At 65.0% G+C, this 18828-nt stretch carries 21 protein-coding genes; 5 read left to right on the top strand and 16 right to left on the bottom strand.

What is annotated here, in order from left to right; all coding sequences use genetic code 11:
* Nucleotide 1: 1 nt before the first annotated feature.
* From ACSLGO_RS07645 to flgB, 7 genes are read right to left on the bottom strand one after another with little or no spacing between them, the layout of a single operon-like run.
* Nucleotides 2-1417 (bottom strand): FliI/YscN family ATPase, encoded by a 1416-nt coding sequence (locus ACSLGO_RS07645; RefSeq protein ID WP_325786655.1) that lies wholly within the window; start codon nucleotides 1415-1417, stop codon nucleotides 2-4.
* Nucleotides 1414-2031, bottom strand: a complete 618-nt coding sequence (locus ACSLGO_RS07640) for a FliH/SctL family protein (protein ID WP_436400804.1) — start codon at nucleotides 2029-2031, stop codon at nucleotides 1414-1416. Before ACSLGO_RS07640 ends, ACSLGO_RS07645 begins: the two co-directional genes overlap by 4 nt.
* The gene (fliG, locus tag ACSLGO_RS07635) at nucleotides 2021-3145 is read right to left on the bottom strand and encodes a flagellar motor switch protein FliG (RefSeq protein ID WP_386887924.1); all 1125 of its coding nucleotides are present in this window, start codon (nucleotides 3143-3145) and stop codon (nucleotides 2021-2023) included. The genes ACSLGO_RS07640 and fliG overlap by 11 nt, the downstream gene beginning before the upstream one ends.
* Nucleotides 3142-4755 (bottom strand): flagellar basal-body MS-ring/collar protein FliF, encoded by a 1614-nt coding sequence (gene fliF / locus ACSLGO_RS07630; RefSeq protein WP_419243333.1) that lies wholly within the window; start codon nucleotides 4753-4755, stop codon nucleotides 3142-3144. The genes fliG and fliF overlap by 4 nt, the downstream gene beginning before the upstream one ends.
* Complete coding sequence (fliE, locus tag ACSLGO_RS07625; protein ID WP_091608091.1) at nucleotides 4755-5063, bottom strand: flagellar hook-basal body complex protein FliE; 309 nt, start codon at nucleotides 5061-5063, stop codon at nucleotides 4755-4757. The genes fliF and fliE overlap by 1 nt, the downstream gene beginning before the upstream one ends.
* Nucleotides 5063-5455 (bottom strand): flagellar basal body rod protein FlgC, encoded by a 393-nt coding sequence (locus ACSLGO_RS07620; RefSeq protein ID WP_091608093.1) that lies wholly within the window; start codon nucleotides 5453-5455, stop codon nucleotides 5063-5065. The genes fliE and ACSLGO_RS07620 overlap by 1 nt, the downstream gene beginning before the upstream one ends.
* Nucleotides 5455-5799: a flagellar basal body rod protein FlgB gene (flgB, locus tag ACSLGO_RS07615; RefSeq protein ID WP_263128223.1), complete on the bottom strand. Its 345-nt coding sequence runs from the start codon at nucleotides 5797-5799 to the stop codon at nucleotides 5455-5457. Before flgB ends, ACSLGO_RS07620 begins: the two co-directional genes overlap by 1 nt.
* Nucleotides 5800-6035: 236 nt before the next feature.
* Here flgB and ACSLGO_RS07610 point away from each other — a divergent pair, with 236 nt between their 5' ends.
* Nucleotides 6036-8426 carry an ATP-binding cassette domain-containing protein gene (locus tag ACSLGO_RS07610; protein ID WP_436400802.1) on the top strand — a complete coding sequence of 797 codons (2391 nt, stop codon included), beginning with the start codon at nucleotides 6036-6038 and terminating at the stop codon, nucleotides 8424-8426.
* A 14-nt stretch (nucleotides 8427-8440) separates the two neighbouring features.
* On the opposite strand, the gene ACSLGO_RS07605 is transcribed toward ACSLGO_RS07610, so the two are convergent.
* From ACSLGO_RS07605 to ACSLGO_RS07585, 5 genes are all read right to left on the bottom strand, one after another.
* On the bottom strand, nucleotides 8441-8785 hold the full coding sequence (locus tag ACSLGO_RS07605; protein ID WP_091608099.1) for a hypothetical protein: 345 nt from the start codon (nucleotides 8783-8785) through the stop codon (nucleotides 8441-8443).
* A complete protein-coding gene (gene fliS / locus ACSLGO_RS07600; protein ID WP_436400799.1) occupies nucleotides 8775-9215 on the bottom strand; it encodes a flagellar export chaperone FliS in 441 nt (146 codons plus the stop codon). Before fliS ends, ACSLGO_RS07605 begins: the two co-directional genes overlap by 11 nt.
* Nucleotides 9212-10552: a flagellar filament capping protein FliD gene (fliD, locus tag ACSLGO_RS07595; RefSeq protein WP_436400798.1), complete on the bottom strand. Its 1341-nt coding sequence runs from the start codon at nucleotides 10550-10552 to the stop codon at nucleotides 9212-9214. Before fliD ends, fliS begins: the two co-directional genes overlap by 4 nt.
* A gap of 247 nt (nucleotides 10553-10799) precedes the next feature.
* On the bottom strand, nucleotides 10800-11711 hold the full coding sequence (locus ACSLGO_RS07590) for a flagellin (RefSeq protein WP_436400796.1): 912 nt from the start codon (nucleotides 11709-11711) through the stop codon (nucleotides 10800-10802).
* 123 nt (nucleotides 11712-11834) lie between these two features.
* A complete protein-coding gene (locus ACSLGO_RS07585) occupies nucleotides 11835-12674 on the bottom strand; it encodes a sigma-70 family RNA polymerase sigma factor (protein ID WP_411800953.1) in 840 nt (279 codons plus the stop codon).
* 262 nt (nucleotides 12675-12936) lie between these two features.
* On the opposite strand from ACSLGO_RS07585, the gene ACSLGO_RS07580 reads away from it, so the two are divergent.
* The 4 genes from ACSLGO_RS07580 to ACSLGO_RS07565 are packed head-to-tail and all read left to right on the top strand — an operon-like array spanning nucleotide 12937 to nucleotide 16150.
* On the top strand, nucleotides 12937-13422 hold the full coding sequence (locus ACSLGO_RS07580) for a flagellar protein FlgN (RefSeq protein WP_263128217.1): 486 nt from the start codon (nucleotides 12937-12939) through the stop codon (nucleotides 13420-13422).
* A gap of 28 nt (nucleotides 13423-13450) precedes the next feature.
* Nucleotides 13451-14851: a flagellar hook-associated protein FlgK gene (gene flgK / locus ACSLGO_RS07575; protein WP_436400794.1), complete on the top strand. Its 1401-nt coding sequence runs from the start codon at nucleotides 13451-13453 to the stop codon at nucleotides 14849-14851.
* Between the two features lie 4 nt (nucleotides 14852-14855).
* Complete coding sequence (gene flgL / locus ACSLGO_RS07570; RefSeq protein ID WP_436400792.1) at nucleotides 14856-15755, top strand: flagellar hook-associated protein FlgL; 900 nt, start codon at nucleotides 14856-14858, stop codon at nucleotides 15753-15755.
* Entirely contained in the window at nucleotides 15752-16150 is a 399-nt protein-coding gene (locus ACSLGO_RS07565) for a flagellar assembly protein FliW (RefSeq protein WP_091608112.1), read from the top strand. Before flgL ends, ACSLGO_RS07565 begins: the two co-directional genes overlap by 4 nt.
* A gap of 99 nt (nucleotides 16151-16249) precedes the next feature.
* Here ACSLGO_RS07565 and ACSLGO_RS07560 read toward each other — a convergent pair whose 3' ends face one another.
* The 4 genes from ACSLGO_RS07560 to ACSLGO_RS07545 all read right to left on the bottom strand — a co-directional run bounded on the left by ACSLGO_RS07560 (nucleotide 16250) and on the right by ACSLGO_RS07545 (nucleotide 18696).
* Nucleotides 16250-17086 carry an aldo/keto reductase gene (locus tag ACSLGO_RS07560; RefSeq protein ID WP_091608115.1) on the bottom strand — a complete coding sequence of 279 codons (837 nt, stop codon included), beginning with the start codon at nucleotides 17084-17086 and terminating at the stop codon, nucleotides 16250-16252.
* A 98-nt stretch (nucleotides 17087-17184) separates the two neighbouring features.
* A complete protein-coding gene (locus tag ACSLGO_RS07555) occupies nucleotides 17185-17643 on the bottom strand; it encodes a hypothetical protein (protein ID WP_091608117.1) in 459 nt (152 codons plus the stop codon).
* 26 nt (nucleotides 17644-17669) lie between these two features.
* The gene (locus tag ACSLGO_RS07550; protein ID WP_436400791.1) at nucleotides 17670-18404 is read right to left on the bottom strand and encodes a bacterial proteasome activator family protein; all 735 of its coding nucleotides are present in this window, start codon (nucleotides 18402-18404) and stop codon (nucleotides 17670-17672) included.
* Nucleotides 18405-18444: 40 nt separating this feature from the next.
* On the bottom strand, nucleotides 18445-18696 hold the full coding sequence (locus ACSLGO_RS07545) for a hypothetical protein (protein WP_091608120.1): 252 nt from the start codon (nucleotides 18694-18696) through the stop codon (nucleotides 18445-18447).
* Nucleotides 18697-18828 lie beyond the last annotated feature (132 nt).

Here is an 18828-nt window from a genome sequence, read left to right as displayed (position 1 = left end):
CCTAAACCCCCAGATTCATGGTGAGCCGCTGCAGCTGGTCCCAGGCGCTGTCTGCCGGAGTCTGCTCGTCCATGCGCTGCTGCAGGAACGCGTTGATCGTGTCCTCGTGGTCCACCGCGGCGTCGACCAGCGGGTTGGTTCCGCGCTGGTAGGCACCGACGTCGATCAGGTCCTGCGCGGAACGGCGGGCAGCCAGCACCCGGCGCAGGCCGGAGGCGGCCTGGCTGCGGTCCTTCGGGTTTACCCGGGACGCCACGCGGGAGATTGAGCCGAGGGCATCCACCGAGGGGAAGTGCCCGGACACGGCAAGCTTGCGGTCCAGCACCACGTGACCGTCCAGGATGGATCGGGCCGAGTCCGCGATCGGCTCGTTGTGGTCATCTCCGTCCACCAGCACGGTGTACATGCCGGTGACCGAACCGCTCTTGTCCGTCCCGGCTCGTTCCAGCAGCTGGGCGAGGAGGGAGAAGGTCGACGGCGGGTAGCCGCGGGTCGCCGGCGGCTCACCGACGGACAAGCCGATTTCGCGCTGGGCCATCGCCACGCGGGTCAGCGAGTCCATCATGAGCATGACGTCCGCGCCCCGGTCGCGGAAGGACTCGGCGATGCGGGTGGCAACGAATGCTGCGCGCAGGCGCATCAGGGCGGGCTCATCGGAGGTGGAGACGACGACGATGGAGCGGGCCAGCCCCTCCTCACCGAGGTCATCCTCGAGGAACTCACGGACTTCACGGCCACGCTCCCCCACCAGCGCAATCACGGAGACCTCGGCGTCCGTGCCGCGGGCAATCATTGAAAGCAGGGAAGACTTGCCCACGCCGGAGCCGGCGAACAAGCCCATGCGCTGGCCCTTGCCCACGGTGGTCAGGGTGTCCAGGACCCGGACGCCAAGCTGCAGCGGCTCCGTGATGCGGGACCGCTGCATCGCCGGGGGCGTGTCATGGTCCAGCGGAACGAACTGCTCAACCTGCAGCGGGCCCTTTCCGTCGATCGGGCGGCCGAGGCCGTCCAGGACCCGGCCGAACAGGCCGTTTCCGGTGGGGACGCGGATCGGCATGCCCTTTGACCTCGCGGGGCTGCCGGCGGTGAGTCCGGCCAGGCGGCCGAAGGGCATGCAGCGCACGCCGTCGCGGGTCGCCGCCACCACTTCGGCGTCAATCTCTGCGCCCGGGGCGCCCAGGCTGATCAGGTCACCCACGGCGCAGTCCAGCCCGGTGACCTCAACGCTGAGCCCGACGACGGTGGAGACTTTGCCGACCCGCTGCGGGCGGGCCGCGGCCAGCGCGTGTCCAAAGGCCTCGCCGCGGGGGCGCCAGAGGACCGGCTGTGATACCGGGGCCCGGCGGCGTTCCCGGCGGGACGGCTGCGGAACAGCCTCGGTTTGTTCCGCGGCCTGCGGATTGACCGTGAGCGTCATGCCGTATCTCCGAGCAGCGCCGTCCTGGCCCGGGACAGGGCCGTGGAAAGCGTTGCGTCCAGGAAACCGTCGGGGAACTCGGTGACGGCATCTCCGCGCTTCAACGCGGAATCGGCCACGAACACCACTCCGGCCTGGTTCAGTACGTCGTCGCCCAGGACAGCGAGGTCTTCAGGATGCATCCGCACCTGCTGGACCAGCCGCACGTCGACGCCGGACAGGGCACGGTCGAGCGCCGCACGGGAGGAGGTCTCGCCGTTGGCGAGCTCCCGGCCAAGCAGAGCCTCTGCAAGTTCCAGGGCAGCTGCCGCCAGCGCATCCTGCACTTCGGCGATGACCGGCACGGTCTGCTGTGCCACGCTTTGCTCCGCGGCGTTCAGCAGTGCCAGAGCGTGGTCGGCGCGGGCACGCAGGGCAGCGGTTTCGGCGTCGAACCGGGTCTTGAGTTCCTGCCGCAGGCGCGCTGTCTCGGCCGCAGCGGCATGCAGACCGGCCGCGTAGCCGGCCGCATGGCCCTGTGCCCGCCCGCGTTCCGCGGCACGCTCCGCGTCGTAGCCCCCCAGTGCGGGGTAGGCCACGCGGGAGAAAGTGCGTTCCTGGGACTCAGTAGACATACTCTTCCTCGTCCGCGTGGTGGATGGTGATGGCGCCCTGGGCTTCCAGGTCGCGGATCGCCCGCACGATCGTGGCACGGGCCTCTTCCACCTGGGACAGGCGGGCGGGGCCCGATGCTGCAATCTCGTCGTCGAGGATTTCGCGGTTGCGCTCGGAGACGTTGGTCCGCACTGTTTCCAGCACGATTTCGCTGGCACCCTTCATGGCCAGGGCCAGGACAGCGACGTCGATGCCGCGCAGCACCAGCTGCACGTCCCGGCGTTCGAGCTTGGTGAGGTCGGCGAAGGTGAGCATCCGCGACCGGACTTCTTCTGCCAGGTCCGGGTCCCGGGCGTCCAGGGCCTCGAGGATGGCGCGCTCGGTGGCGGCGTCGGCACGGTTGATGATGTCCACCAGCGGCTGGATGCCGCCAATCTGGTCCGCGGCTTCACGGGCTGCGCCGACGGCAGTTGCACGGGCCTTGAGCGTCTCCGCAACAATGCGGATTGCCTCGGGAGTTGCCCGGGACATGTTGGCGATGCACTGGGCGATGTCCGTGCGCAGCTGGTCCGGGAACCCGCTGATGACGGCTGAGGCCCGCTGCGGGCGCATGTGCGCCAGGACCAGGGCGATGGTTTGCGGCAGTTCGTTCTCCAGCAGGCTCACCACCTGGGGCGGTTCGGCACGTTCGAGGAATTCGAAGGACTTGCCGGCCATCGAGGACGCCAGGCGGTCCATCACCCCGGATGCGCGTTCAGTGCCAAACGAGGCTTCCAGCAGGCCCATGGCGACGTCGCGTCCGCCGTGGGCGCGGCGTCGTCCGTCCACCGTCATGTCGTAGAACTCGTTGATGACGGCTTCCACGACGTTGACGTCCACGCGGCGGAGGTTCACGATCTCCGCGGCCAGTTCCTGTGCCTCGGCTTCGGTGAACTGCTGCAGCACGGTTGCTGCGCGCGAGGTTTCAAGCTGCATCAGGATGACGGCAGCCTTCTGCATGCCGGTCAGTTTCGGCAGCACCGGCGCGGACACGGGCGGGCGGACCGCGGGGACTGCGGCGGTGGGTGCCTCCTGCACTTCGGTCTCGGGAGCGGTCATCGTGGCCACCGCTGTTCCGGAACTCTGTTCGCTCATACCCGCTGCCCCTCATCCATGAAGTTGCGCAGATAGTCCGCCGTGCGGACCGGATCCTGCAGGGCCAGGTGGTCCAGTTCCTCCAGCTTGCGCTCGGAACCGGCAGCGTTCGCGACGATCCGCAGGGACGCGGTGTCCACCGGTGGCTCGAGCGCGGCCCGACCTTGGTCCTGGCCGATCATCGCCAGTCCGGTGGCCGGTGCCAGCGGGTCGAGTTCCGGCAGGACGCCAATGTCCACGGCTTCGCGGTTCTGGCGGCGGGACCGGATGGCGTAGGCCACCAGGGCAATGATCACGGCCAGCACGATGCCTGCGGCTAGGATCCCCATACGGACCAGTTCGGCCCGGCGTTCGGCGGCTTCGGCTGCTTCGGCGGCGGCCAGCGCTTCCTGCGCGGCCTCGGCACCGGTGGCGTTGAAGGCCACCATTTCGACCGTGAGCTGGTCCCCGCGGGCGGTGTCGATGCCGGCTGCGTTGGAGACGAGGGCACGGATGTCCGCTACGTTCATGCCTGCGGCGGTGGCGGAGTTCAGCGCAACTGAAACCGTCTGGCGGTTTAGGGCACCGGCCGGGATGTCCCGGGTTTCCGTCACCTTGTTCACCGCGTTGTTCTTGGTGGTGGATTCGGAGGTGTACGCGCCGTCGTCGCCGCCGCCGTTGGGGACGGCGATGTTGTCAGGGCCCAGGACGCCGGCTGCGGTGTTGCCGTTGGCTCCGCCGCCGGTGTATTCCTCCGTGGTGGTGGCTTCGTTCAGTGCGGGGTTTCCGGCCGGGTTGGTGAAGGTTTCCTCCACCCGGTTGGCGGATTCGTAACTCATGTCCGCGGCGACGGCAACGGTCGCGTTGCCGGGACCCACAACCTTGTCCAGCATGCTCTGGACGGAGGACGAGACGCGCTCCTCGTAGTCGGTGGCCTGTTTGTCCGCGGAACCGGTGGCACCCACGCCGACGGCGGAAAGCACGGTTCCTGCCGAGTCGATAACCGCTACGTTGGTGGCCTTCATGCCGTCGATCGCGGCGGAGGTGAGGTGCACGATTGCCTGGACCTGGTCCCCGCTCAGGGTCACTCCGCTCTCCGTGTCGATGAAGACGGAGGCCGTGGGGTCCACCTTTTCCGAAACGAAGACAGTCTGCTCCGGCAGCGCCAGCTGCACGGACGCGGTCTTGACGCCGTTCAGCGCACCGATGGTCTTGGCGAGTTCGCCTTCCAGCGCCCGCTTGTAGGTCACGGACTGCTGGAACTCGGAAGAGGTGACACCCATGTTGTCCAGCAGCGAGTAGCCGCCCGTGGAGGATGCGGGCAGCCCGGCGCCGGCGGCCTTGAGCCGCTGGTCATAGACGTTCTGCTCAGGAACCATGATGGTTCCGCCGCCGTTGGCGATCTCATAGGGAACGCCGTCGGCCTGCAGCTGCTCAACGATGGTGTTGGCGTCGGAGGGCTGGAGGCCGGAGAACAGCGGCGAATAGGAGGGCTTCGCGGCCCAGCTGGCGAGGGCGAAGATGCCCAGTGCCAGGACGGCGATGCCAATCAGCGCAAGGGTCTTCTGCGCCAGGGTGAACTGGCCAATGGTTTTCCCCAAACGGCCAAATGCCGCGTTCACCTGTGTCATTACGCCTGCATCCGCATGATCTCGTTGAAGGCGTCAACACTCTTGTTGCGCACGGCAGCCACCAGTTCCAGGGTCACGGAAGCGCGCGTAGAGGCGATGGTCGCCGCGTGGATGTCATCAAGGTCCCCGGTCACGGCCTGGACGGCCAGTTCCTTGGACGCGGAGGAGAGCTGCTGCGCGTTGTCCACGGCGCCGGCGAGCTGGGTGGCGAAACCCGAGCCGTCCGTGGCCGGGGAAACCGGAGCAGTGTTCTCCAGGTAAGCGGTAGGCAGGGTGCCGGCAACGGCGGCGATGGCTGGTACGGGCATCAGGAGCGTCCAATCTGGAGGGCGGCTTCATAGGTGGCCTTGGCGCGGTCCACGACGGCGGCATTCGCCTCGTAGCCGCGCTGCGCCATGATCAGGGCGCTCATTTGTTCGGCCATGTCGATGTCCGGGTAGCGGACGTATCCGTCTTCGTCGGCGAGGGGATGGTTCGGTTCGTGGACCATGCGGCCCTCTGCGTCCCCGTATTCGACGCCGGAGACGTAGACGCCGGTGTTTGCAGCGCCTTCCGTGGCCACGACGTACCGGGCCTGGAAGGCGGCGCCGTCGGTGGACGAGGCGTTGTTCATGTTCGCGAGGTTGTCCGAGACAGCGTCCAGCCACTTGCGGTGGACGGTCAGGGAAGTACCGGCAATGCCGATGGCGTCGAATGTCATTACTGGGTCCTCATGGCGGTGCGGAGGGAGTTCGCTTCTCCGCCTACGGCCTGGGAAGCGAACTGGAAGCGCAGGACGGTGTCGATATTGGACAGGGTTTCGGTGTCCAGGTTGACGTTGGAGCCGTCCAGGCGGGTGGGTTCAAGGGAGCGGGCGGTGCTGGAGTCGGTGAAGTCCTTGTTGCCGGCCTTCACGGACTTGGCGAGGGCGTCTTCGAAGCTGACCCGCTGCGCGTGGTAGCCGGGGGTGTTCACGTTGGCGATGTTGTTGGCAATGGTGCGCTGGCGCAGGGCTAGGCCATTGAGCGCGCTTTGCAGCGCCACCGAGGACACGGAGTCGAACACAGAAAACCCGCTTCTTATGGGGAACAGAGCGGCCGATCCGTGGCCTGTTGCGTGAGCTATCCATGCTCACTGTTGGTTATCGGCGGGTCGCCGGCGTATGTAAGTACTTTCGCCGTTGTTATAGGTAATTCATCGCGGGCATCCAAGTAGTAATTCGATCAGGAACAAAGAAGCACAGTGTCCGTCCTCACGGGTAACGTGGCACTTCAGACCGCGGAACCCTCCAGGGAGAAATCATGAGCACGGCTACGGATCCGGCACCCCAGTCCCCCACCGTCCATCCTGCGGACAGCCACGGCCTGATCCGGGTCATGGGTGCACGGGAGAACAACCTCAAAGACATCAGCGTGGAAATTCCCAAGCGCCGCCTGACAGCCTTTACCGGTGTGTCGGGGTCGGGGAAAAGCTCCCTGGTCTTTGCCACCATCGCCGCTGATTCCCAGCGCATGATCAATGAGACCTACAGCGCATTCGTCCAGGGGTTCATGCCGAGCCTCTCCCGCCCCGACGTCGACCGCCTGGAAGGGCTGACGACGGCGATCATCGTGGACCAGGAGCGGATGGGCGCCAATCCTCGGTCCACCGTGGGCACTGCCACCGACGCCAACGCCATGCTGCGCATTCTTTTCAGCCGGCTGGGCGATCCGCACATCGGCTCTCCGAACGCATACTCCTTCAACGTCCCGTCCGTGAAAGCGTCCGGCGCCATCACCGTTGAGCGGGGCGGCAAGACCAAAGCCGAGAGGGCCACCTTCAACCGGCTGGGCGGGATGTGTCCGCGCTGTGAGGGCATGGGGTCCGTCAGCGACTTCGACCTGGCCGTGCTTTTCGATGATTCAAAGTCCGTCCTGGAGGGCGCCCTCACCATTCCCGGCTACAGCATGGACGGCTGGTACGGACGCATCTTTGCGAACACCGGACTGTTCGATCCGAACAAGCCGATTGCGAAGTTCACGAAGAAGGAGCTCCAGGCCCTGCTGTATTCGGAGCCCACGAAACTCAAGGTGGACGGCATCAACGTCACCTTCGAAGGCCTGATACCCAAGATCCAGAAGTCAATGCTGTCCAAGGACCGCGAGGCCATGCAGCCGCACATCCGCGCCTTCGTGGACCGTGCCATCACATTCAGCACCTGCCCTGAGTGCGGCGGAACCCGGCTGGCGCAGGAGGCGCTCTCCTCGAAGATCGAGGGGAAGAACATCGCGGACCTGTGCTCCATGCAGATCAGCGACCTGGCGGAATGGGTCCGGAAGCTGGAAGAACCGTCAGTGGCGCCGCTGCTGGCCGGGCTGCAGCACCTGCTGGACTCCTTTACGGAGATCGGCCTGGGCTACCTCTCGCTCGACCGTCCGGCCGGAACCCTGTCCGGCGGGGAGTCCCAGCGCACCAAGATGATCCGCCACCTCGGCTCCTCGCTGACCGACGTCACCTACGTCTTCGACGAGCCGAGTATTGGGCTCCATCCGCATGACATCGAACGGATGAACCAGCTGCTGGTAGCCCTGCGGGACAAGGGCAACACGGTGCTGGTGGTTGAACACAAACCGGAGATGATCGCCGTGGCGGATCACGTGGTGGACCTCGGTCCCGGGGCCGGAACCGGCGGCGGGGAAATCTGCTTCGAGGGCACGGTTGAAGGGCTGCGCGCGTCCGGGACCATCACCGGCCGCCATCTGGACGACCGGGCCCAGTTGAAGGAGTCCGTACGTACGGCGTCCGGCGTGCTGGAGGTGCGCGGCGCGTCCGCCAATAACCTGCAGGATGTCGACGTCGACATTCCCCTGGGGGTCTTCTGCACCCTGACCGGGGTGGCCGGTTCGGGTAAGAGTTCCCTCATCCGCGGGTCGGTGGCGAAGCGGGACGGCGTCGTCGTCATCGACCAGAGCGGGATCAAGGGGTCCCGGCGGTCCAACCCGGCCACGTACACCGGCCTGCTTGAACCCATCCGCAAGGCGTTCGCCAAGGCGAATGGCGTAAAGCCGGCGCTGTTCAGTTCGAACTCGGAGGGCGCATGTCCGGTCTGCAACGGTGCGGGGGTCATCTACACAGACCTGGGAGTCATGGCCACCGTGGAATCCACCTGCGAGGAATGCGGCGGCAAGCGCTTCCAGGCTGCCGTACTGGAGTACACCCTGGGCGGACGGAACATCGCCGAAGTCCTGGCGATGTCCGCAGCGGAAGCACTCGAATTCTTTGCCGACGGGGATGCGAAGACGTCCGCGGCGCACAAGGTCCTGGAGCGGCTCTGTGACGTGGGACTGGGCTACCTGACCCTCGGGCAGCCGCTGACCACGCTTTCCGGCGGTGAACGCCAACGGTTGAAGCTGGCGGCGCAGATGGCGGAGAAGGGGGACATTTACGTCCTGGATGAACCCACCACGGGGCTGCACCTGGCTGATGTGCAGCAGCTGCTGGGCCTCCTGGACCGGCTGGTGGACTCCGGAAAGTCGGTGATCGTAATTGAGCATCACCAGGCGGTGATGGCCCACTCGGACTGGATCATCGATCTGGGTCCGGGCGCAGGGCACGACGGCGGGCGGATTGTCTTTGAGGGCACGCCATCCGAGTTGGTGGCGGGGCGGTCAACCCTCACGGGGGAACACCTCGCGGCTTACGTGGGCGCGTAGGCTACGTGGCTCGCCTAGCCGGCGACGTCGAGGTACACCGCTCCGCCGGAGGATGCCGTGGGGACACTGCGGATCAGTTCCGCCTGCTGCCGGATCATCCTGGATTCGTTCCGCAGCTGGGTGTAGGCGCGCTGCTGGGCCATCGACAGCAGCCGGGCACGCGTGGCGAATTCTGCCGGCAACGGTCCCAGTTCGTGCGGCGGATGCCAGGCGCTGGCAACGGTGCGCGCCTGGTCCAGGACCGTGGATCCGTCCATGAAAGCTTCCAGGTTGTCCTCGAGCTGGGTGAGGACTTCATCCCAGCGTTCAAGGTTCTCCTGGTGCGGTGTGAGGTACTCCCCCGCTGGTTCAGCCGACACCGAGGGTACCGCCGGTTCCGGACGTTCCTGCAGTGGGGGCCTGGGCCGGCAGCTGGGCCGCAGCTTCATGCCAGGCGTCGCGCAGCGGCTCTAACAGGTTGATGCACTCGCGGGTGATGGAGGCGCTGTGCTGCAGGTTGGCTTCCACCATCGCCTTCAGAACGTAACCGTAGATGGCCTGGAGGTTCTCGCCGCCCTCCCATTCATCGACCTTCAGCGTGCCGCTCAGCTCGGCCACAATGCTTTGGGCATGCACCAGCTGTTCGCTGGCGGCCTTCCAGTTCCCGGCCTGCTGGGCGGCTTCGGCGCGGTTGAGGTCCAGCAGCATGCGGTCATAGAGCATGGTCAGGAGACGGACCGGTGACGCAGACATCACCGCGTCACGGATGAATTCGGCGCGCTTGGCCTTCAGACCGTAGCTCACGGTCACTTCTTTCCTGAGGTGGAGGTGTTCAGCGCAGCAAGCTGGCCAGTGAGCCAGTCCTGCTGGCTCTGCAGCTGGCTCAGTTTCACTTCAAGGTTGCCCCAGATCAGTTTGAGGGTTGATTCGCGGCTGGCCAGGCGGCGGTCCCAGTCTTCGATCTGGGTGTTGAGCGAACGGACCGTCGATTCCTGGCCGGTAATGCGCTGGGTGAGCAGCCCGTCATACTTGTCCGAAGCAACCTTGCCGGCAGCTTCTACACGACCGGCAATGGCCTGCAGTGTCTCCTGCGTCTTGGTCGGATCAGACTCCATGGCTGCGGCGAATTTCTCCGCGTCGAACTCCACCGTTCCATCTTTGGTGATCACCACGCCGATCTCCGATGGAGAGCGTCCGTCGACGGGTGACGTGGCCGCTTCCATGATCTGGCGCTTGATGTCGCGGATACCGGCGTCGCCGGTGAAGACTCCGCCGGAGGCCTTTGTGTTGCCGGAAGAGGTGGAGACGGTTACTGCGCTGTTGCGGTTGATGTAGGCAAAGACATCGGCCAGGCCAGCCACCAGGTCCGAAGCGACCTTGGAGATCGCCTCGTCGTCGCGTGCAACGCTTATGGTCAGCGCGGTGTTCGCCGGGGTGTCCGCCGCCAGGGTGATGTCCACCCCGGGCATCAGGGCCTTGAAGGTATTGGTGGAGGAAGTGATCTCCTGGGCTGCCGGAGTGCCTGCCCACAGGGTGAGCTTCGCGTCCTGGGCCGGCTTCAGGACGTCCATGTCCGTGCCGCCGAGGCTGGCTGTGAAGGCACCTTCGGACCCGGTCTTGGCAGCGGTGAACTGAACCCGGTATTGCTGGACGCCGTCCACGCTCCCGGTGGCAATCTTCACGCCGGTAACGCCGAGGTTGGCCTTGTTGACTTCGCTGATGACCTCATCCATGGACTTGTCCGTGGTGTCGAAGGAGGTGACCGTGCCGTTGGCGGAGATCGCGAGGACACTGTTGGACGGCCAGGCTGCCATGGCGCCGGAGAGAGAAACCTGAGCTGTGGCCGTCTGCGATACGGAAATGTCCAGGGAGCCGGCCGCAGCGCCCGCCGTGGTTGTAGCCGTGACTTTTTCGGAGTTGGTGCTGGCTTTGAACAGGTCCGTGCCCGCTGGCTTGGATACCTTGGCAGCGTTTTCAGCTAACGAGGCGATCTTGGTGTTGAGGTTCTGCAGGCCGGTAATGAAGGTCTGTGTGCTGCTGACCCTGTTCTTGAGCAGGACCTGCGGACGTGCCTCAATGTCCATGAGCTGCTTGATCATGGCAGAGGTTTCAATTCCGCTGATCAGTCCGTCAATGCCTAGCGCCATGCGATTGCTCCTAGTACGTTTCCCTCAAGATCTGACCGCCGCTGCGGAGGGAATATGCCGGTGTGGTTCTGCTGAGAATGAGGCCGCTGGCCCAAGCCGGATAAAACACCGCAGGCAGGGAATGGGCTGGCGGGAAAAGTGTGAGGTCCAAGTCATTCTTTTCCCGCCAGCGGCCATTCACCTGCCGGTCAAGCCGTTACTGCTGGTTGCGGTGCAGCGTCATGCCGCGCCGCGGATGATTCCGCTATTACTGCAGGAGCTGCATAACGCCGGAGTTCATCTGGTTGGCCTGGGCCAGCATTGCCGTAGCAGCCTGGGAGAGGATCTGCGACTTGGTGAAGTTGCCCATCTCCTGTGCCATGTCCGTGTCACGGATACGGGAGTTGGCAGCTGAGAGGTTCTCGACCGAGACCGCGATCGAGCGTGCAGTGGACTCGAGGCGATTCTGCTGTGCACCCAGATCGGCGCGGGCGGTGGAGACGTTCTTGATTTCCGTATCCAGGGTCGCGATGGCAGCGGAAGCTGCCGCCTGGCTCTCTACCGAGGTCTTAGCAACAGGAGTCGCAGCACCATCGTCCATGATGTTGATGGCCTGGACATTAGCCGCAACAGTTGCGATGTCAGCGAGCTGGATGGTGATCTCGTTGACGTCCTCGTTGCCAGCGCCGCCGTTAGCACCCACCTGGATCTTCACAGAAGCGTTAAAGCCCGCAGCAGGCGTTGCCGGGGCGCCGTGGGTGTTATCCAGCAGCTGAATGCCGTTGAAGTTGGTGCTGCTGGCGATGCGGCCTAGTTCCTCACCGAGGGCAGTGATTTCCTTCTGGATTGCTCCACGGGAATCGGAGTTGTTCGTGTCATTGGCTGCCTGGACAGACAGGTCGCGAACACGGTTCAGGATGTTGTGGACCTCGGTCAGGGCGCCTTCAGCGGTCTGGATGAGGCTGATGCCGTCCTGGGCGTTGCGGCCGGCAACCTGCAAACCGGAGACCTGATTCTTCAGGCCTTCGGAGATGGCCAGGCCGGCTGCGTCGTCAGCAGCACGGTTGATGCGCAGTCCGCTGGAGAGACGTTCCACCGACTTGGCCTGGTTGGTCTGGTTCAGGTTGAGGTTGCGCATCGCGTTGAGCGAAGAGACGTTAGTTGCAATTGTGAAACCCATGATGAATTCCTCCGTGATTGGGCGATTACTACGAGGCCCGTCCGTGGGCCTGTACCCCTAGCTATCGACACCCGTTCCGGCGGTGTTAGGAATTCGGGAAAGAATTTTCAACCATGTTGAGAGCTAGGACACGGCGGCGTTCAGCCCGTGTCCCGGGACGTGGAAGGTGGGTCCGTGGTGCGGATCCTGGCGCGTCAGCCCACCTGCGGTCCACTCCCCTACCGAGGCGAGGTAGGCGTTCCGGCGGGCCGGCGATATCCGCGACTCGATCGGCGCCGGAGTGTCAGTATCCGAGTAGTGGGTTCCCAGGCCGTCACGGAGCAGGCGAACGGCTTCGGCCCGCTGCTGCGAAATGGCAGAGTGTGTGGCTCCGAGCTCAGCGGCGAGATCCTTGACTGACCGGTCCTGGAAGTAGACCTGCTCCACGATGTACCGCATCTTTTCCGGCAGGGCCGCCACAGCCGCACGCAGATACTGCATGCGCTCCGCCGAAAGCGCGGAACCTTCAGGTGACGGCAGGGCACTCACCAGCGAATCCGCGGCGGCGTCGTCCAGGTGGGAGACGGTGCGCGAGGCGTCGGAAAGCGCATCCTCGGCCGTAGCGCGGTCAACGCCCATGGCAGAAGCGATCTCGTCCACCTTCGGGCAGCGGCCCAAGGCAGCCGTCAGTGCTTCCTTGACTGCGAGGGTTTCCTTGATGCGCTTGCGGGCGGTCCGGGTGGCCCAGTCATTCGAACGCATTTCGTCAGCGAAAGCGCCGACAATCCGGCGTCGTGCATAGGCACCGAACGGCACACCCAGCTCCGCGTTAAAGGAGTCGGCGGACGTAATCAGGGCCATTGCCCCAACTGACGCAAGGTCATCCCTGGACAGATGCGTGGCCTTTGCACACACCTCTGAGACCAGATAACCAACCAAAGGTAAGTTCTCCACAACCAAAAGGTTGCGTTCTTCGCGATTCAACTAGTGGACCCCCAAGTCCTTGTTCCCCAACAAAATACGCTGACCGCTTGGACAGGAGCTGAGTCTCCCAGTACGTCCCTTACTTTGGCGCAATAGCTGCAACATACCACTAACATTGGGAGTACAAGCGCCGATAGGTGTTTCTGACGGATTAAGTTTTCTGGGCCTGCACGCGCGGGTGTCTGTGAACCCGTTGCCGGATGTGCCAACACATCCGTCGGAGACAGAGACATTTGCGTGCGTCGCAGGAGGTGAGCAAGGCATGGGAACCCAGAAATTGTCCGCATTACTCTGGGAAGAACGGGAGCTGCTGGAGCTCCTAACCTTCAAGCTCGAAGAAGAACAACTACTCCTTACCTCCGGAAAAACCCGCTGGCTGCAGCACGCCACCCGGGAAGTCGAACAGGTTTTGGAACGCCTGCGAGCAGCGAATCTGGCCAGGACGGTGGCCGTTTCCGAGCTCGCGCAGGAGTGGGGCATAGCCGAAGATGCAACTCTTCGGCAGATCATTGCCGCCGCTCCTCCCGGACCGTGGACTGAGATCTTCACGGCCCATCTGCAGGCGATGACGGAACTGACGGTAAAAATCCGCGATCTGCGCGACACGAACGAGCAGTTCCTGCGGACTGCCGCGCGCTCCGCCCAGGAAACCCTCGCGGGCCTGGGCACTGAAAGCAAGACGTACACGTCCAACGGTACTTCGGCCGGCACCGGCAGCGGCGCCCGGATCGTGGACAAGCAACTCTAAAGACCGTGAACAAAGGAACCAGCACGCCATGAGCACCTTCAGCGGCCTGAACACCGCGTATACCGGTCTGAGCGCAGCCCGCAAGGGACTCGACGTCGTCGGCCAGAACATCGCCAACGTCAACACCCCCGGCTATACCCGCCAGCGGGTCACTACCTCCGCCATGGGCGGGGCGGCAGTCACCGGCAAGTTCGCCACCGGTGCCCGCGTGGGCCAGGGCGTCTCCGTGGACGGCATCGATCGCTTGGGCAGCATGCAGCTGGACACCCGGGTACGGGCCACCGCAGCGGCGTCGGGCTTCTCGGCCGTACGCGCCAACGCCCTGGCCGGACTTGAGACCAGCCTCAACGAACCGGGCAAGAACGGTATTTCTGCCTCCCTCACCGAGTTCTGGGCAGCCTGGCAGGGTGTTGCCAACAAGCCCGGCAATGAGGCGGCTGCCACTGCGCTGATCGGGCAGGCCAACATCATCGCCACTCAGCTGGCCACCGGCTATAACTCCGTGAAGGAACAGTGGGCCAGTGCGCACAAGCAGCTGACGGACATGGAAGCCGAGCTGAACGGCGCTGCCTCCCAGATCGCCTCGCTGAACGCGCAGATCCGCACCACCCTGGCCTCGGGCGGTACTGCCAACGAACTGATCGACCAGCGCAACGCCCTCACCACCACCATCGCCGCGCTGGCGGGCGGAACCGTCCGCGAATCGGACAACGGCATGGTGGACGTGCTGATCGACGGCAACGCAATCGTTTCGGGGGACCTCGTCCGTCCGGTAAAGGTTGCCGGCGGCAGCGAGATGGGCGGAGAAGCTCCCCGGCTTGAATGGGCGCACCGACCCGGCAGCAACATGGCCGCCAGCGGTGAAATCGCCGGCGTGCTGAGTGTCCTGGCACCGGCAGCCGACGGCGGTATCCTCGCCACCGCGGCGGAGGGCTACAACAACTTCGCCAAGGATCTGGCCAGCGCCGTAAACGATGTGCACAACGGCGGCATCAACACGGCCGGGGCTGCGGTGGGCAACTTCTTCAGCCATGACACCGATCCTGCGGCGCTGTCGCTCAAAGTCGTACCGGCCAACGCTTCCGGTATCGCCACCGGAGCGGCGAACATGGGCAACCTGGACAGCTCGATAGCGGACAGGATAGCCCAGCTGGGAACCGGTCCCGATTCCCCCGACTCCGCTTGGGCGAACTTCGTCAGCGGCATTGGTGCCAGTACCCGGGTGGAGATGCAGCAGGCGGAGCTCGCCGGGGTCGCTGCTTCGGCCGCCGTCGATATGCAGCTCTCCAACTCCTCCGTGGACCTGGATGAAGAGAACCTCAACCTACTGGCCTACCAGCACGCCTACCAGGGCGCGGCCCGGGTCATGACTGCCATTGACGAAATGCTCGACACCCTCATCAACCGCACCGGCATTGTGGGAAGGTAACCCCGTGATCACCCGCACCTCCAACCAGATGCTGACGCGCAACGCGCAGCAGAACCTCCAGGCCAACATGTCCCGGCTGGCCAAGCTGCAGGAACAGGCCCAGACCTCCGCAGCCATCACGCGGCCGTCGGACAACCCCACGGGAACCGCCGACGCCCTGAAGGTGCGCGCAGAAATGCGCGCCAACACCGCGTACAAGACCAACATCTCGGATGCGAACAGCTGGCTCGCCACGCTCGACAATGCGCTGACCCGCACGAGCGACATCCTCACCCGGATCAAGGATCTGTCGATCACCGCATCGACGGCAACCACGACGCCGGCCAGCAAGGCTGCGATCGCCACTGAGATCGAGGGCCTGAAGAAGGACCTGCTGGGCCAGGCCAACACCACCTACCTGGGCCGGAACGTCTTCGCCGGAAACTCCGACGCCGGTGCCGCCGTCGTCGAAAATCCGCCGGCCCCGCCCGCAACGGTACCGACCTACACCTTCACCGGTGACGGGCACGGCCCAGTCAACCGCCGGATCGACGCCAATACCGTGGTCCGTGTCGACGCGAGTGCCGAGGAGGTCTTCGGTGACATGTTCACCAGGATTGATTCCCTGGTGGCAGACCTGCGTAACAACGGCAACATCAGTGCCCACCTGGGCGGCATCGATGAGAGCATCAACACCGTGCTGACTTCGCAGACCGACGTCGGTATCCGACACGCCCGTGTCCTGAAAGCAGAGGAAGCCAACTTGGAGCAGTCCGTCAGCCTGGAGACCCGGCGCTCCGGCATCGAGGACCTGGACACGGCCCAGGTCATCCTGGACCTGAAGCTCCAGGAGCTCGCCTACCAGTCCTCCCTCGCTGTCACCGCGAAGGTACTGCAGCCCACCCTGATGGACTTCCTGCGATGAGCACCGTGACCCCTGTGTCCTTCCTTGCACCGCCTCCTGGCCTGGAACCGCTGACCGAGTTCGCGCTGGAAGATGTCGACGGCGCCACCGGCCTCTACTCCCTCACCGGGACGGACGTCTCCGCTGGCGTGCGGCGCTTCTACGCCATCGATGCCTCGGTCTACCTGCCGGAGTACAACCCGGAAATTTCCGATGAGCAGGCCCGCCAGCTCCAGCTGGAGGACCCGGCCGACGCGCGCGTCCTGGTGGTCGCGAACCCGTCCGACGCCGGTACCACCGTCAACCTACTGGCCCCGGTGATCGTGAACACCCGGACCTGGCAGTGCGCCCAGGTGATCCTCGAGGGCCGGGACCTTCCGCTGCGGGCACCGCTGGAAGCCGTCGCCGCCGCCTAGGCCCCCTCCCCTTCCCGTTCACCCCCCATCGAGATAGCAGAAAGTGCACGTCCCAGAGCTGGGACGTGCACTTTCTGCTATCTCGTTTTGGTGGAGGAGCTAGGCGAAGTCGGACGTTGCCGGGTCCGCACCGAAGCGGGTGCCGTTGTCCAGGGCGTTGATTGCCTGGATGTCCTCATCGGAGAGCTTGAGGTCCAGTGCTGCCCAGTTCTCGCGGATGCGGGACTCGGTGACGGACTTCGGGATCACGATGTTGCCCAGCGCCAGGTGCCAGGCGATGACCACCTGGGCGGGCGTGGCGCCGTCGTACTTTGCTGCGATGTCCTTGAGCACTGCATCGTCCAGCAGGCCCTGGCCGGAGCCCAGCGGAGAGTAGGACTCGTGCTTGATGTTGTGCTTGGCCTCGAACTCGCGCAGTTCGGTCTGGGCCAGGTACGGGTGGGTCTCCACCTGGTTCAGCACGGGGACGACGCCGGTGGCGTCGATGATCTCCTGCAGGGCCTCCACCGTGAAGTTGCAGACGCCGATCGACTTGACCCGGCCGGACTTCTGCAGCTCAACCAGTGCCTTCCAGGTGTCCACGTACTTGCCCTGCTTCGGCTGCAGCCAGTGGATCAGGTACAGGTCCAGGTATTCCAGGCCGAGACGCTCCATGGAGGCGTCGAAGGCAGCCAGCGTCTCTTCGTAGCCCTGGTCTGCGTTCCAGACCTTGGTGGTGATGAACATGTCTTCGCGCGGCAGGCTGGATGCGGCGATGGCGCGGCCGACGCCTGCTTCGTTGCCGTAGATCTTGGCAGTGTCGATGTGGCGGTAACCGGCTTCGAAGGCCATACCAACGGTCTTTTCTGCGAGTTCGTCCTCAACCCGCCAGACGCCGTAGCCGAGCTGGGGAATGGTGTTGCCGTCGTTAAAGGTGACGAGAGGAGATGTAGTCATGCTCCCCATCCTCCACCCGGTGCGGCGCTCCCGCCGACCAAAAGTGCCGGTGTTTGCTGGGCGCGAAATTACGGCTGCTGCTCTTGTGGAGGGAGTGCCTAGGTGCGGGAGTCCGCCAGGACGCGTTCTGCTTCTGCGACGTCGTCTTGGACCAGCGCCGCCCGGCGCCGGACATTTTCAACTCCTGCGGAGGCAATGCCCCAGCGTTCGCCCTCCAGCCGGGACATGGCCGCGGCCTCCGCTGCGGCCGCCAGGGAATTGCCGGAGCGGGAGAGCGCCCGGTGGACGGCGATCAATCCGCCGGGAATGTCCTGGCCGGAGCTGGGGAGCTGTTTCTGGGCTCCGGCACAAACGGCCCGGACGCGTGGGAGGAGGGCGGACAGGTCATTGGCAACCAGCGCCAGCTCGTTGTACAGGGCGTCGTCCTCAACCCCTTCCAGCATCTGGTGGTAGCGGTCCAGGCCGCGGGTGAACCGGTCGTGGGCACGGCGCCACACACCCTTGCCGAGTTCGGTGTCGTCCTTGCGCCCCTGCCGGGCTGCTGCGAAAAGTGCCATCCTGCGGGAAATTCTACAGACCCACGCTACAAATACTGCCCCGGACCGGCGTGGGGTTCCACGCGCGCACCGGCTCCGGGCTGCTGGCCGGGCTGTGCGGCCGTGCCGGTCCGCCGCGGTTCACCGTTTTCACCGATGACGACGCCGGGGGCCAGCACGGTGCCCGGCGGCAGCTGGCGCAGCTGGAGCCGGCTCTGCAGCTGCTGGTTGGCGGTTTGCTGCGCGGCGATCGCTGTCTGGATTCCGCGGAAGAGCCCCTCCAGCCAGCCGACCAGCTGGGCCTGCGCAATGCGCAGCTCCGCGTCTGTCGGTGTGGAGTCCTCAGGGAACGGCAGGTTGATCCGCTCGAGTTCGGTCACCAGTTCCGGGGCGAGTCCGTCGTACAGCTCCTTGAGCGAGCGCTCGTGAATTTCGGCAAGCCGGTTCCGGGCTGCATCGTCGAGCGGCGCGTTGCGGACTTCCTCCAGCAGCTGCTTGATCATGGTGCCTATCCGCATGACCTTGGCGGGTTCGTCCACCAGCTCATTAAGCTTTGCCGGCCCCGGCCGGCCGCCGGCGGGCGGAGCAACTCCCGCATCCTGGGACTGTCCGTCAGTGCCGGCGCTGTCCTGGCCGGAACCGTCCTGTCGCTGGCCGTCGTGTCGCGGGGCCTGGACCTGCTGATCCGCCCCGTCCCGGTCCGGGAACTCCGACGGCCTGGCTTCCGGTTCGCCGGGGTTTGCCGGTCCGGGAAATCCCGCAGATCCGTTCTGTTCAGTCATGAATTAATGCTCTCACGCCTGGTGCCGGTTGAGCCGGGAGTCAGTCGCTTTCCAGCTCTTCCTCGCGCATTTGTGCGTATCCGCCGTCGGGGCTCAGCCCGGCAGCGTACTGTCCGGCGTTGAGCTGTCCCGCCGTGTAGTGGTGCCCGTCGAACTCGGGGCCCGTCCTGGTGTCCTCGGGGATCCCGGCGTCCTGGGCCAGGTGCTCGTCCTCGTTGTCCGGCTCGGACAGTGGAAGGCTGATGTCTTCGCGCAGGTGGGGATCGTCCGGGAGGTCCTTGTTCTCTGCCATTCCTCCAGCAAAGCAGTATCCGGCAACCGCCTCAACCCTCTCCCCTTACCACCGAGAGGCCAGTTGCGGCTCTTTTCAGGGCTGAAACGAGCCGTAACTGGCCTCTCGATGGGTTGGGCGGGAGGATGCAGC

The organism is Arthrobacter sp. IK3 (assembly GCF_051337705.1).
Taxonomy (GTDB): Bacteria; Actinomycetota; Actinomycetes; order Actinomycetales; family Micrococcaceae; genus Arthrobacter_B; species Arthrobacter_B koreensis.
The sequence above is the reverse complement of the archived record's forward strand: the minus strand, read 5'-3'. Positions and strand labels throughout refer to the sequence as shown.